The sequence below is a fragment of the Paenibacillus nasutitermitis genome, assembly GCF_014641075.1.
GTDB lineage: Bacteria > Bacillota > Bacilli > Paenibacillales > Paenibacillaceae > Paenibacillus_Z > Paenibacillus_Z nasutitermitis.
In genome coordinates this window covers 38,132-51,071 of record NZ_BMHP01000002.1, presented here as the reverse complement: position 1 = coordinate 51,071, position 12,940 = coordinate 38,132, and the positions used below count along the sequence as shown (strand labels likewise).

Here is a 12,940-nt window from a genome sequence, read left to right as displayed (position 1 = left end):
GCAAGCTGATGTCCGGATACTCGGATGTCAGCTTGTTTGATATCGGATGGACAAATAACGTTGTAAGGTTTAGTGTCATAAAATAGGGAGATCAAGTTTAGCGGGGGGTGACGAATATCAACGTAAATGTCCGTAAAATCAGGCTGAACGACTCCGAACATGTCCACTCCAATGAGGATCGGGATGAATATGAGAAAGATTACGCAAGGCTTATTCAGTCTCCGGCTTTCCGCAGGCTGCAGGGTAAATCCCAGGTATTCGGTGCAGGCTCGGGCGACTATTATCGTACGCGTCTGACACATTCGCTTGAGGTATCCCAAATTGCACGCGAGGTGGCCAGAAGGCTGGGGAAAAGCTATGCTTTTCTGGCCAGAAAAGAACACCCCGGCCTAATGTTGGACCCTGAGGTCGTGGAATGTGCTTCGCTTGCCCATGATCTCGGACATCCTCCGTTTGGTCATAAGGGGGAGGAAGTACTGAATGTGCTGCTTAACGAGGAATGTGGACTTAGTTATGAAGGCAATGCGCAAAACTTCCGGATTCTGATGTTTCTTGAGAAACGGGCAGGCAGCGAAAGCGGTCTGGACCTTACAGCCGCTGTACTGCTGGCGATCAACAAATATCCGTTTAGCCTTGATCAGCCAGGCAGGATCAAAGGCGTTTACAGTATGGAGTGGGAAGGCATTCACTATCTCCGGCAGCTTTGGGGAATGCCCGAAGGTGCAGCGACCCTGGAGGCCCAGTTAATGGATCTGTGCGATGATATCGCTTATTCGACACATGATATCGAAGATGGCATCCGTGCAGGCAAAATCCAGATGAACCGCCATTTATTCGAGGATGACTGGTTGGTAGATCATGTTATCGCGGAAATCGTTGACGATCCAGGCAACGGGGTTATGAGCTGGGAACAGGTCGATATGAAAAAAATGGTGAAGCATGTGCTCAGTCAATATGTCCAGCAATGGGAGACGATTTACATCGAATGCAACCGCGAGCCTTCCCGCACAAGAAGGGAAATGAAAGCGCGCTGGGTAAGGCGTTTTGCCAACCAGGTGGGCATTATCGATGACCCGGACTCAGGCTGGAAACGGGTTACGTTTGTACGCGACGGCCAGAAGGATCTGGAGCTGCTCCGTACAATGGAAATTCTCAAGAAACTGGCGTGGGTCACCTTGATCAAGGATTTTCGCGTCCAGCGTCTCCATAAGCGGAGCGAGATTATTATTAACGGGTTATGGGATTGCTTTAAAGTGGAGGAGACGAGCAGGCTGATCCTGCCTCCGGATTGGATTGAGAGTTACCGGATGCTAAAGGATAAATGGTCGTGGGAGCGTATGGTCGCTGACTATATCTCTGGCATGACCGATGCTTATGCCGAGAAGGTGTATGCGGAATTTTTCACCAGCCGGTCAGGATCGATTTATGAGATGGATTGATCATCGTTTTTGTTTTCCCCTCAATTAAAGAGAGGAGTTGATACGGTTTGGCACGAATAAATCGGTTTCATATCAAATCATCCGATGAGGAGGCCAAGCTCGTCTCCGTAGACAGTTTTGGATCCGTAGGAGAACAAGTTTATGAGCTGGCAGCTCAATTGGAGAATTGCGCTTCAATACGTGCACGGGTTCTGCTCGAGGCTTCGCGGAGCTTGAAAATGATCGCCGATGCCCTCATGGGCGATGACACTGCAAGGTCCGTCAACAAGACTCCCAAGGAAGATACAGCCGATTCCTTGAACCTTTATCAAGCTCAAATATTGTATAGCCGGATTCCCGAATTGCTCCAATCCGCCAACCGGGAAGCAGAAGGCTATCCATCATCCTCACTGCTCCTTCCCGTTCGACTGGGACTTCAGGCGGAAGGGCCGCCCGCTTATTGGCAGGAACAGCTGGAGGGCTTAAGACGCGCTGCGAATGCGATGGAGGAGCAGGTTTCTCTGGATATGGAATTTCTGCGTCTGAAGAGCGGCCTAACAAATCCGGTTGTTCTGTTGTATGAGCAAGCTTTGCGATGGAAGAACTCGGCCGAAGCCATCCTTCTCACGCTGACCGGCAGCATCTCGGGAGAGGAAGAAGAAGCAAGCTATGAGCTTGTCCGTTCCCAATATTGGAAAGCTTTATCGGACTATATCAAGGTCACCCAGGGATTGACAGATCCGGAGCTATTCGCTGGGGACGAAGAAGCAGAAGATTCCATACATAATGAATTTGTTGGTAGGACCAGGCTGGATAATGAGGATTGCTGGAAAGTTACTTCTTCGCTTGCCATTCAGGAATTCAAGCACTTAGGCGAGTGGGGAGAGACGGAGCATGAGCTTCAGAGCTTTTGGGCCAATGCCGTCATTTCCAAAACAGACCGTGAGTATGAAGCGACCGTTGAGAAGCTGCTTGCGGATGGGAAAATCACCGAAAAGGCTTACTGGTACAGCTGTCCATATCCATGCGTTTATCAGGTGGGTGAAACTCCGGTCCGGATATTGGGGGAAGAAATCCCGGCCGGATATGTGTTTGTAAATGCCTATAGCGATTCAAAATCCGGTGCGCAATTCATCTGGGAATCCTCGTTTTCGGCAAGAGAAGAGCGCAGGTAATCCGCTGAATATTGGAATTTACAGGATAAATGAAAGACATTCTCATTTAATGAGAGAAACTTAATCGCCCAAACCCCCATTTATCCGTTACACTGTGCGAATGGATAGTGGAAGGGGTGTATTTGAAAATGGATATGAAACGATGTTTATTTTGCGATGGTATGGTGCCTATACAAATTAATGGTGAGAATGAACGCTTTGTAGGCTGCTCATGTGCGCCAGGTGATTCTTATAGTTTGCAAAAAGAAAGCTATGATAAATTTCATGCTTTGTCCTATTCGGTTAAGCGTCAAATGTTTCCGATTATTTCCGCTTACATACGGGAACGTTCGGATTGTGATGAAACGGTTATGCTGTCCTTTGACGATTTGGAACGCATTGAGCATTTGCCTTCTATACCTGTGACGATCGAACAGAAAGGGGAGCGCTTGCTCCAGCATCTGTACAGACATTCCGACGCTCCCGGTCATCCGGTTGTGATTCACAAGCTATCAGACAGCTATAATTTAACCTATTCGCTTAATCTGCAGGAGCTTGTCTATATTATCGAACGGCTTAAAGAAGAGCTTATGATCGAGCGGATTGGTACGATGTTTAAGCTGACACAGGAGGGCTGGGACAAAGCGGCTGCTCTGTCGGGGGCGAAAAGGCTAAAACCTTGCTTAATCTGTCTCGATGAGAAGAATGTTAACCGCGAAGTATGGATGGACGAGGTCCTTCCGCGCATTGAAGAATGCGGGTATTCCCCGCTGCTCAGCGACGATGCGCAAGGGGACGGGCCTTCTGATTATAATGTGCAAACTATTACGGACAGCAAACTGGTTGTTGCCGATCTGACAGGTCAGTCGCCGGAAGTTTTCTTTGCGGCAGGTTTGGCGCTCGGACTACAGATTCCTGTAATTTGGACCGTTCAGAGCCAGGATGCCGCAAAACTGCCGGCAGATCTGTTTCAGCATTTTCAACCTTTTGTTTGGGATAATACCGAGGAACTTGCAGATATGGTACAGAGACGGCTGACCTCATAACCCCTTAAGATTACATAAGTATTATTATGTAACCTTAATCTCATTAATAATGTATAGCATTAATAAATATTTCGCCATATTCTACAACATTCATCTCGTTTACGTTTGAGTTTACTGTTTCTTTTTGTGGATGCTTCGTGCTGCTATTGTTTGGCAGTACCTCAAAAAAGGTAAGGACATGTATACCCTTTAGTGAGGTGAGAAACCATGGAGAGTACCGAAGCGAACAAGAAGAGGATTGAGGATCAGACACAACCTAAACCCAAGCAGCTTAATCCCGACCATCCGGAGCAGCTGTCCACGGATAAGGAAAGTATGTTGGATCGGTTTGAAAGTGAGCAGAATGTGGATTCCATTCCACTTGAAGATTTGAAAATTCAACATCAGGATGAGAAAAACAAAGATCAAACGAAAAAAACTTCATCAAGCCCGGAGAAATACAAGAGCGGTTTTTAGGAGTTTGAAGGAAATTGCAGAAGGTTCTTGTATTGTCTGCGGGAAATCATGTATAATAAGAACAGTCAATTAAATACGGACCACCTGGAGGAGCCTGTCATTTACAGGCTCTTTCTGTGTTTTTTTGAAGAGAGCCCGTGAATTTTCGGGCTCTTTTTTTGTGGTCATTTTGTTCCATTCCACTCATTGCCGCTTTACCATGCAATCAAGTTGGCCGATGAGGGAAAGATAGGATCAGGGTACCGTTCCTTGACAGGAAAAGCAAGATGCAATCAGGGATTTCGATGGTAATTAGAAGGGAATGGTGTAAATGGAGTTTATTTTTTATTTGGTTCTGATCCTGTTATCGACTAAAGTAGCAGGCGACTTATCAGTCCGATTGGGTCAGCCGGCGGTATTGGGCAAGCTTCTAGCCGGTATTGTACTTGGCCCTGCAGTTTTGGGATGGGTACACGCAGATGCGTTTATTTCCTATTTTTCCGAGATCGGCGTGCTGCTGCTGATGTTTATTGCGGGCCTGGAAACCGATTTGGATCAATTGCGAAAAAATTGGAAAGCATCTTTTGCCGTAGCTGTCGGCGGTATTATTCTCCCGTTTATCGGCGGATATGGCGTTGCCATGACACTTGGACTATCCAATACACAGTCATTATTTTTGGGCTTGCTGCTCTGTGCAACATCCGTCAGCATATCCGTCCAAACGTTGAAGGAAATGAATCAGCTTAACTCCCGGGAAGGGACGACTATTCTGGGAGCTGCTGTTGTCGACGATGTGATCGTTGTCGTCATGCTTGCGGTGATGATGAGCTTGCTGGGCACGGAAGATATCTCTCTTGGCATTCTGCTCTCCAAAAAGATTTTATTTTTCATTGTTATACTCGTTGCCGGATGGTTTGCCGTTCCATGGGTTATGCGCATACTTGCTCCCTTTCGGGTCAGCGAAGCTGTTATGAGCGGCGCTCTTATTATTTGCTTTAGTTTTTCTTATTTTGCCGAGTTGATGGGCGTAGCCGGAATCATTGGCGCTTTTGCTGCGGGAATCGCCGTTTCCCAGACCAAATTCAGGCATGATGTAGAAACAAAAGTCGAGCCGATTGCGTATACGCTGTTTGTACCTGTGTTTTTTGTCAGTATAGGCTTGAATATTTCATTCCAAGGGCTGGGAAATCAAATTCTGTTTATCGTTCTGGTCACAGTAATTGCCGTTCTAACAAAGCTGGTGGGCGGGGGAATTGGAGCCCGTATCACAGGATTCGGTAACCGTTCCTCGCTTGCCATTGGTTCAGGTATGATTTCCCGGGGAGAAGTTGCTTTAATCATAGCCGCATCCGGTCTCGAATCAGGTCTGCTGCCGCAGAACTATTTCACTTCCGTGGTACTGGTCGTTATTCTCACTACGCTGATTACACCACCGCTTCTTAAGATCGTTTTTCCGAAAAAAGCAATTGCTGCAGAAGCAACTGAATGAGATTATAATATGGATGAGCAAAAATGGAGGTCGGATTTCGATATTTGGGTAATAATCAGGTGTTGACGGCGGATAAAGCATATATTCAGGAGGCACTACTATTATGGAGCAGCAGGCCTTTTGGGCAATAGGGATATTTCTTGTTATTTACGCACTTATTATTTCTGAAAAGATTCACCGTACAATAGTGGCCATGATCGGCGGCCTCCTGATGGTTGCCTTGGGCATCGTAAATCAGGAAACTGCACTACACCATATTGATTTCAACACATTGGGACTGCTGATTGGCATGATGATTATTGTAAGCATTACGGCTGACACAGGATTATTCAAATTTATAGCGATTTGGGCGGCCAAAAGATCCAAGGGAAAGCCGGTTCTGATTATGATTGCCTTGGCCTTGATTACGGCTGTCGGATCGGCATTCTTGGATAATGTCACCACTATACTACTCATGGTTCCGGTGACCTTCAGTATAACCCGGCAGCTGCGCGTACCGCCGGTGCCATTTCTGATTACTCAAATTATTGCTTCGAATGTAGGGGGGACGGCAACGTTGATTGGCGATCCACCCAATATTATGATCGGCAGTGCCGTAAAGGAATTGACTTTTATGGCTTTTATTAATAACCTGACGCCGATCGTGGCCATTATTATGCTGGTTTATATCCCGGTCTTTGTATTATTGTTCCGGAAGCAGATTCAAACGACACCAGAGTTAACGCAAAGCATCATGGACTTGGATGAGAAAGAGCTGATCTCCGATCACAACATGCTGCGTAAGTGCCTAGTCATACTCGGAGTCACCATAGTTGGTTTTTTCCTTCACCAATCCTTGCATTTGGAGTCGGCTACCGTCGCCTTGGCCGGCGCGTTTCTGCTTCTTCTTCTAACCGGGGAGCGTATGATGGAGGCGGCTTTCACCAAAGTGGAGTGGACGACCATCTTTTTCTTTGTCGGATTGTTCGTCCTGGTGTCAGGTCTTGTAGAAACAGGCGTCATCTCCAAGCTTGCCGCCTACGCGATCGATTTGACCGATGGAAATGTGGTCGCGACCTCGATGCTGGTGTTGTGGTTAAGCGCAATCGCCTCCGCTTTTTTGGACAATATTCCTTTTGTCGCAACCATGATTCCGTTGATTCAGGATATGGGCACAATGGGAGTCAGCAACCTGGAGCCGATCTGGTGGAGTCTGGCGCTTGGGGCTTGCCTGGGAGGGAACGGATCGTTGATTGGCGCAAGCGCGAATCTGATTGCAGCCGGCATGTCCGGTAAAGAAGGGTATCCAATTAAATTTCTCCAGTTTATGAAATATGGCTTCCCTCTGATGCTGTTATCAATCGTTATTTCTAGTGGGTATATATATGTAAGATATTTAAGGTAAATGGAGGAGGACGATACAAGATGAAATTATCGTATTCCTACAATAACAATCTAATCAAAATCGAGGAAACGCCGAACAATGCGGACATTGAGTTTAACATTCATCTATTAGAGGAAAAAAACATCAAGGCGATAAAAGCTGTGAAGGAACTTTTTGAGGGTAACGACATTTTTACAGATGTCCTGTTTTATGTGTATGAGAACCATCATTATCGGGTCATCGTCCGACCGGATTATTATGTTGATTTTATCTTGCAGCTCATGAAGCACCAATTAGTGAATAGTGTTGAATGGGCATGATACTAAAGTATCATTGGAAAAAAATGCATCTGGAGTAATGGCAGCAGCCGTTATGATAGATGCTTTTTTAGCGACCCAATACAGATTCCGGCGGTCAGTGCCGCTATTAGGCATTAAGAGAAGTGTGTTGTGACCTCACCTTAATTACTTTACAGTTATATAACCATGTGGTAATATAAAGGTCGTAAAGGGTAAATAAATTATGGTTGGAGGGATTATGTGGACGGGAAGGTTTTACATATGGATGGTCGTCGTATCGTGAGTTTCGAGCGGTATTTGAGGCATCCTGTAGAAAAAGTATGGCGGGCCATCGCGAGCCCGGAGCAGATCGCTAAATGGTTAACCGTACAGTCGGAGCTGGAATTGAGTGTGGATGGCCAGCTTGTCTTTCGGTGGGAGAACGGGGATGTCGTACAGGGCAAGTTTACCAAAGTCGATCCGCCGTACGAGTTGGAATATACGTGGTTAGAGGAAGCTTTGGGACATTCTGTTGTGCGATGGAGGTTAAAGGACGAAGGCGAGGGATGCCATCTTCATCTCACGCATACCTTTTTTAATGAATCGGCCGTTGTTCCCGATTATTTGGCCGGTTGGCATGTGCATCTTGAAGCGCTTGATGATGTTCTTAATGAACAGTTTACCCGTTTCCCTTGGGAGCGCGTGAAGGAAATGCGCACGACATATGCTTCGAAAATGAGTTAAAAAGAGGAGAAAAAAGATGAAGACACTTTCTATTCACCATCGTACGTTTATAAACGCCGCGCCGGACAAGGTCTATGAGGCGATTGCAACCGGTGCGGGCTGGGATGCGTGGTTTACGCAGGGAACGACCGTAGAAGCAAGACCGGGCGGAACGATTCATTTTCGATTCCAAGATTTTGGGCCCGACCATATCACGCTCGAGGATGGGGGAACGGTTCTCGAAGCGATTCCTGGCGAGAAATTTGTCTATCAGTGGACGCCGGGCGAATCGACGACGACGATTTCCTTCGATTTAACGGAACTGGGCGAAGGGACTTTGGTTTCATTAGCGGAGTCGGGCTATAAGCAAACCGACGCGGACTTGAAGGCATATGCTGATTGCGCGGTCGGATGGGGCGAGGCTTTGACTTTGCTCAAATATTACCTGGAGCATGGAGTTACGTATGGCGCTGTGCCGAAGCATCAACTTGAGAAGCAAATGACGCAGCAATATTCGAAACGTACTGATAACTTCATGAATTCGCACCAATGAATTACATTGCCGACGATGACACTAAAAGTATTTTCGAAGTTTTAGCGGAGCCACACAGACGAACGATACTTGACTTGCTTCGCATATGTGATCGTTCAGTGGGGGAGCTTGTGGACATTTGCCAATTGAGTCAGCCGGGAGTTTCCAAGCATCTTCGAATCTTGAGGGAAGCCGGTTTGGTTGCAGCACGATCGGTTGCTCAAAAAAGCATCTATTCTCTGCGTCCGGAGCCGCTTCAGGAAATCGATAAATGGTTGGAGTTGTATCGACACTTCTGGTCCGGGAAGCTGGATGATCTTGAAGCTCTTCTTGATCGTGAAGAATAGCGCCAAGCTATTTTGACACATGCCCGGTTTCACGTCTTCCGATACATCTAGGAGTAGTACCAGGTAAGTTCGCAGTGAGGAACTATTTTGGTACTTGGCACTTCATGACAGCTTCGCTGGTAGTACATCGTATAGGCTGCTGAATCATTTCAGCAGCCTATTATCCGGTTAGCGTATATTTTCATTAATTGTCTATACTAGCTGTAAACAACGTATTCAACGAAGTGTGGTCTTTACAAGGAGAAGGCACCGGATAACCATCCGATTATTTTCTGTTTTTCCAAACGTTCAAGTCTTTTTTGAGTCTCGCGGCAAGAATCTTCTGACCCACAAACTCCAGCCTTCATTATCCATCATCCCAACTCGCATAGTTGCTGATAAGATCTCCTGGACTCTTCATCCCAATATCCGTTAATACCGAAAAAAATTATACGAATGATATAGTGGCCGCTGACAATCTTGAACTTATTTACTGACTGGTCATCCGTCATGTCAACGGATGGATATATCCGCATGGAAGCCGCAAGCAGACGGACGTAAGCTATGGTGAAGGAACAGGGGAACCAATTTTTCCTGTTCTTTTTTGATTTCCGAGCTACGACTCGAGATTGATAATAGAACGAGCGATTAAGTCTTTTGTGAAAAACGGGCTAAGCCTCGAGGTGCAAAAACAAGCAGCATCCTTAGTGTAGGAAAAAGCAGCGATTTTGCTGAGTTCGTCACTTTAGCTTACGAAATTCACGTTTTGTGGGTGGGGGCTTCATGAAGACTTGAATATGGAAAGTGCATCAATTTCCGTATGGGTGAAGGCACAACATCTGGCTGCAAATAAACAGCGTTGAAACGAGCCTTTTCCTAGTTCAGTTTTAAATTCGTTAACAACAGAGAAGGAATATGACAAATCCTCATTGACAATTAGGGTAGGGGGCTATACTATATATCATATAAACACGAAAATTTTTAATAATTGGTATCAAAAGGAGGAGAAAGAAAATCATGAAAAATCAAACACAGGCTTTACCGCAAGCAGATCCCAAGCGCTGGATGGCACTGGCAATACTATGCCTTGCTAATTTTATGGTGATCATGGATACATCCATTATTGGCGTTGCACTGCCAGCCATAAAAGGAGCGCTCGGTTATTCGCAGGCAAGTTTGCAGTGGGTTTTCAATGCGTATGTTATTTTCTTTGGCGGGTTACTGTTGCTTGGTGGCCGATTGTCCGATCTATTTGGCCAGCGACGCATATTCATGTGGGGATTCTCTATTCTAACGTTAGCTTCTTTGCTGGCGGGACTGGCTTGGAATGAGGAGTCGCTTAATGTGGGGCGCGCCTTGCAAGGATTAGGTGCGGCATTAATAGCCCCATCGGCGTTAACTATTGTCATGATGCTCTTCAGCGGCAATCCCAAAGAAATAGGGAAAGCATTAGGCTTTTGGGGCGCATCAGCTGCTGCCGGCGGTTCAGCCGGCGTGTTTCTCGGTGGGGTTATTACCGAATGGTTAAGCTGGCAGTGGACCTTTCTCATAAACGTACCTGTCGGTATTATTGCATTGCTTCTGTCTCCAGGACTTTTGGCCGAAGGAAATCGAAGAAAAGGCAGTATTGATGTGATTGGCTCCGTCTTCGTCACAGCGGCCTTGGTGTTGGTGGTATATGGCATTGTTACTGCAGAACACAATGGGTGGGGAGCGCCGTCCACGTTGTGGACGCTTATATCAGGAGTCGTGTTATTTATCCTGTTCCTGATCGTTCAGAAAACTAAAAAAGAGCCGCTTGTTCCACTGAAGATTTTTAAAGCTCCGAATTTGGCTGCAGGCAATATCGCGCTTATTATGCTGGCCAGTGGTTGGATTCCGCTGTGGTATTTCCTGAATCTCTATATGCAGCAGGTGTTAAAGTTTTCTGCTTTCGCCGGTGGAGTGGGCTTGCTGCCGATGACGATTCTAATTGCTATCTTCATGATTTTGATTACCGGTAAATTAATCGGAAAATTCGGGATAAAAGCAAACCTGATCATTGGATTGATTGCACTCGGAGGTTCGATGCTTCTGTTCGCTGGCAATACGCCGGTTGATGGGAACTTCATCGCCAATGTGCTTCCAGCTTCCTTGCTTGGGGCGCTTGGCATGTCGCTTGCCTATATTCCGGCTACTATGTCCGCTATGTCAGGAGCTAAACCCGAAGAAGCAGGGCTTGCATCGGGTCTCGCCAATACGAGCTACCAGATTGGATCAGCTATCAGTTTGGCTATCATGGTTGCGATTGCAGGCTCAACAACTGCTTTCCAAACCGGAGTTGACCCAGTCGCCGCGCTAAACGAAGGCTTTCAACAAGCGTTTTTGTGGTCTGGTATCGTCGCATTTGCAGGTGCAGTTCTAGCGTTTGTGTTTATTCGTTCGCCTAAGCAAACTGAAGCAAGCAACACAGCAGTCATATAATCCATAAATCAATCTCCAGAGCCAAATCATCGTAGTTAACTGGAGCCCATTGAATTATTAACAAGGAGGGATTCCGATGAGCGAAGAAACGATACTTATAGAACAAGCGATAGAGCAAGATCCGGTCTGCTGCTCTCATAGAGAGAGTGAGCGTATAAGCCATCATTCCGATAAAGCCAAGAGTGGTCTGCTCAACCGATTGAATCGAATCGAGGGACAGGTTCGCGGCATTAAAGGCATGATTGAGAAAGATATTTACTGTGACGATGTGTTGAATCAGATCGCTTCAGTGCAAGCTTCATTGAACGGTGTCGGGAAGCTTCTGCTCGAATATCATATGAAAAGTTGCGTCATCGAACGAATTCAAGAAGGGGATACTGAAGTATTAACAGAATTAATAACGACGATCAATAAACTCATGAAGTAACGGTCGGGACCGATTTCAATCAGCAGCGAGGCTGCTTTTTATACGCTTTACATTATAGGGTACTGGGGTATTGTAAAATAATCGAAAGTGGTAAATTTTAATCGGGAAAGAGAAAATGTCTATTGTACTCCGACTGAATCGGATAGAAGGATTGGACTTCTTACCCTTTGGAGCGTATGACGATTAGATCAGTGTCCGTCGTACTTAATGTTTTGCGGCTTCAGCGCGCTTTGCATCCTTAACTTAAAGTGAAACGGAGTTGTACGAATTATGAAGAAGAAAATCATCCTCGTCGCTGCAGCGGTGCTTGCTTTTAGTGTATTGGCCGCATGCGGCAAAGCGGAGGACAAGAAGCCCACCGGCAGAAATAACCATGCCGGTCATGCGGCCAGCAACGGGCAAGTGAACGTCGAGAAGCCTGCAGAAAATGAGAAAACGGAGGCGGAAAATATGGAGCACGGAGGCGGCCATAGCGGCCATGGTACAGATGAGAGGTCTGCAATGGAGGATCTTCAAGCATCGTTTGCTTTTACCGCAGGTGCTGCAGAAGCAAATGAAGAAACGGAATTAACCATTCAAGTGAAGGATAAAGACGGGAAACCGGTCAACAATTATGATATCAATCATGAGAAGCTGCTTCATCTCATTATCGTCAATCACGATTTGTCATTCTTTAATCACATCCATCCCGAGTTTAAGGAAGACGGAACATTTACGGTGAACACATCGTTTCCGGCTGGCGGTGAGTACAAGGTTTTTGCGGACTTTATTCCGACGGGTGGCGCCAATACCACACTTAGCGATTGGGTGAAGGTGGAAGGAAAGGAAGGCAAGCATGCCGCGATTGCAGCTGACACGAAACTGATGAAAGAAGTCAATGGCAAGGAAATCGAGCTGGCAATGAGCACCACCAAGCCGAATGAAGATGTGACCTTGACTTTCAACATTCGAGATGCGAAGACAAAGAAGGGAATCGATAATCTGCAGCCGTATTTAAGCGCAGTCGGCCATGTAGTGATTCTTTCGAAGGATGTGGAGCAGTATCTTCATGTCCATCCGATCGACGAGAATGCGTCCGGACCAGAAGCGCAATTCGCGACTTCTTTTCCACAAAGCGGCATGTACAAAATTTGGGGACAATTTCAGCACAATGGCGAAGTCTTCACTGTTCCATTCGTCGTCAATGTGAAATAACGGAGCTATGTCACAAGGAACAGTCAAAAGGGAAGAGAAATTCAGCAAAGCCGTGGTTTGAATCTCGATGGAGCTGTTGAAACAAATCACAT

The 12,940-nt window shown here is 46.4% G+C and carries 13 protein-coding genes; all 13 read left to right on the top strand.

Going from position 1 to position 12,940, the window contains the following annotated elements:
- The first annotated feature begins 116 nt into the window (after positions 1-116).
- The 13 genes from IEY46_RS10305 to IEY46_RS10245 all read left to right on the top strand — a co-directional run bounded on the left by IEY46_RS10305 (position 117) and on the right by IEY46_RS10245 (position 12,848).
- Positions 117-1,439 (top strand): deoxyguanosinetriphosphate triphosphohydrolase family protein, encoded by a 1,323-nt coding sequence (locus IEY46_RS10305; protein ID WP_188993684.1) that lies wholly within the window; start codon positions 117-119, stop codon positions 1,437-1,439.
- A gap of 47 nt (positions 1,440-1,486) precedes the next feature.
- On the top strand, positions 1,487-2,593 hold the full coding sequence (locus IEY46_RS10300) for a hypothetical protein (protein WP_188991947.1): 1,107 nt from the start codon (positions 1,487-1,489) through the stop codon (positions 2,591-2,593).
- A gap of 128 nt (positions 2,594-2,721) precedes the next feature.
- Positions 2,722-3,618 carry a hypothetical protein gene (locus IEY46_RS10295; RefSeq protein WP_188991945.1) on the top strand — a complete coding sequence of 299 codons (897 nt, stop codon included), beginning with the start codon at positions 2,722-2,724 and terminating at the stop codon, positions 3,616-3,618.
- A 207-nt stretch (positions 3,619-3,825) separates the two neighbouring features.
- The gene (locus tag IEY46_RS10290; protein ID WP_229750215.1) at positions 3,826-4,074 is read left to right on the top strand and encodes a YczO family protein; all 249 of its coding nucleotides are present in this window, start codon (positions 3,826-3,828) and stop codon (positions 4,072-4,074) included.
- A 310-nt stretch (positions 4,075-4,384) separates the two neighbouring features.
- Complete coding sequence (locus IEY46_RS10285) at positions 4,385-5,542, top strand: cation:proton antiporter (RefSeq protein ID WP_188991943.1); 1,158 nt, start codon at positions 4,385-4,387, stop codon at positions 5,540-5,542.
- A gap of 103 nt (positions 5,543-5,645) precedes the next feature.
- A complete protein-coding gene (locus IEY46_RS10280; RefSeq protein WP_188991941.1) occupies positions 5,646-6,926 on the top strand; it encodes an ArsB/NhaD family transporter in 1,281 nt (426 codons plus the stop codon).
- Positions 6,927-6,946: 20 nt separating this feature from the next.
- Positions 6,947-7,225 (top strand): hypothetical protein, encoded by a 279-nt coding sequence (locus tag IEY46_RS10275; RefSeq protein WP_188991939.1) that lies wholly within the window; start codon positions 6,947-6,949, stop codon positions 7,223-7,225.
- 240 nt (positions 7,226-7,465) lie between these two features.
- Positions 7,466-7,927, top strand: coding sequence for an SRPBCC family protein (locus IEY46_RS10270; RefSeq protein WP_188991937.1), 462 nt, complete (start codon positions 7,466-7,468; stop codon positions 7,925-7,927).
- A gap of 16 nt (positions 7,928-7,943) precedes the next feature.
- Entirely contained in the window at positions 7,944-8,459 is a 516-nt protein-coding gene (locus IEY46_RS10265; protein WP_188991935.1) for an SRPBCC family protein, read from the top strand.
- Complete coding sequence (locus IEY46_RS10260; RefSeq protein ID WP_188991933.1) at positions 8,456-8,785, top strand: ArsR/SmtB family transcription factor; 330 nt, start codon at positions 8,456-8,458, stop codon at positions 8,783-8,785. The genes IEY46_RS10265 and IEY46_RS10260 overlap by 4 nt, the downstream gene beginning before the upstream one ends.
- Positions 8,786-9,781: 996 nt before the next feature.
- Complete coding sequence (locus tag IEY46_RS10255; protein WP_188991931.1) at positions 9,782-11,227, top strand: MFS transporter; 1,446 nt, start codon at positions 9,782-9,784, stop codon at positions 11,225-11,227.
- A gap of 76 nt (positions 11,228-11,303) precedes the next feature.
- Positions 11,304-11,654, top strand: coding sequence for a metal-sensitive transcriptional regulator (locus tag IEY46_RS10250; protein ID WP_188991929.1), 351 nt, complete (start codon positions 11,304-11,306; stop codon positions 11,652-11,654).
- A 270-nt stretch (positions 11,655-11,924) separates the two neighbouring features.
- Complete coding sequence (locus IEY46_RS10245) at positions 11,925-12,848, top strand: DUF8832 domain-containing protein (RefSeq protein ID WP_188991928.1); 924 nt, start codon at positions 11,925-11,927, stop codon at positions 12,846-12,848.
- The last annotated feature ends 92 nt before the right edge of the window (positions 12,849-12,940 follow it).

Bases quoted from the DNA above. Each gene is read 5' to 3' on its own strand.
- IEY46_RS10295 (WP_188991945.1), top strand. From the start codon at position 2,722: ATGGATATGAAACGATGTTTATTTTGCGATGGTATGGTGCCTATACAA.
- IEY46_RS10290 (WP_229750215.1), top strand. From the start codon at position 3,826: ATGGAGAGTACCGAAGCGAACAAGAAGAGGATTGAGGATCAGACACAA.
- IEY46_RS10285 (WP_188991943.1), top strand. From the start codon at position 4,385: ATGGAGTTTATTTTTTATTTGGTTCTGATCCTGTTATCGACTAAAGTA.
- IEY46_RS10280 (WP_188991941.1), top strand. From the start codon at position 5,646: ATGGAGCAGCAGGCCTTTTGGGCAATAGGGATATTTCTTGTTATTTAC.
- IEY46_RS10275 (WP_188991939.1), top strand. From the start codon at position 6,947: ATGAAATTATCGTATTCCTACAATAACAATCTAATCAAAATCGAGGAA.
- IEY46_RS10270 (WP_188991937.1), top strand. From the start codon at position 7,466: ATGGATGGTCGTCGTATCGTGAGTTTCGAGCGGTATTTGAGGCATCCT.
- IEY46_RS10265 (WP_188991935.1), top strand. From the start codon at position 7,944: ATGAAGACACTTTCTATTCACCATCGTACGTTTATAAACGCCGCGCCG.
- IEY46_RS10260 (WP_188991933.1), top strand. From the start codon at position 8,456: ATGAATTACATTGCCGACGATGACACTAAAAGTATTTTCGAAGTTTTA.
- IEY46_RS10255 (WP_188991931.1), top strand. From the start codon at position 9,782: ATGAAAAATCAAACACAGGCTTTACCGCAAGCAGATCCCAAGCGCTGG.
- IEY46_RS10250 (WP_188991929.1), top strand. From the start codon at position 11,304: ATGAGCGAAGAAACGATACTTATAGAACAAGCGATAGAGCAAGATCCG.
- IEY46_RS10245 (WP_188991928.1), top strand. From the start codon at position 11,925: ATGAAGAAGAAAATCATCCTCGTCGCTGCAGCGGTGCTTGCTTTTAGT.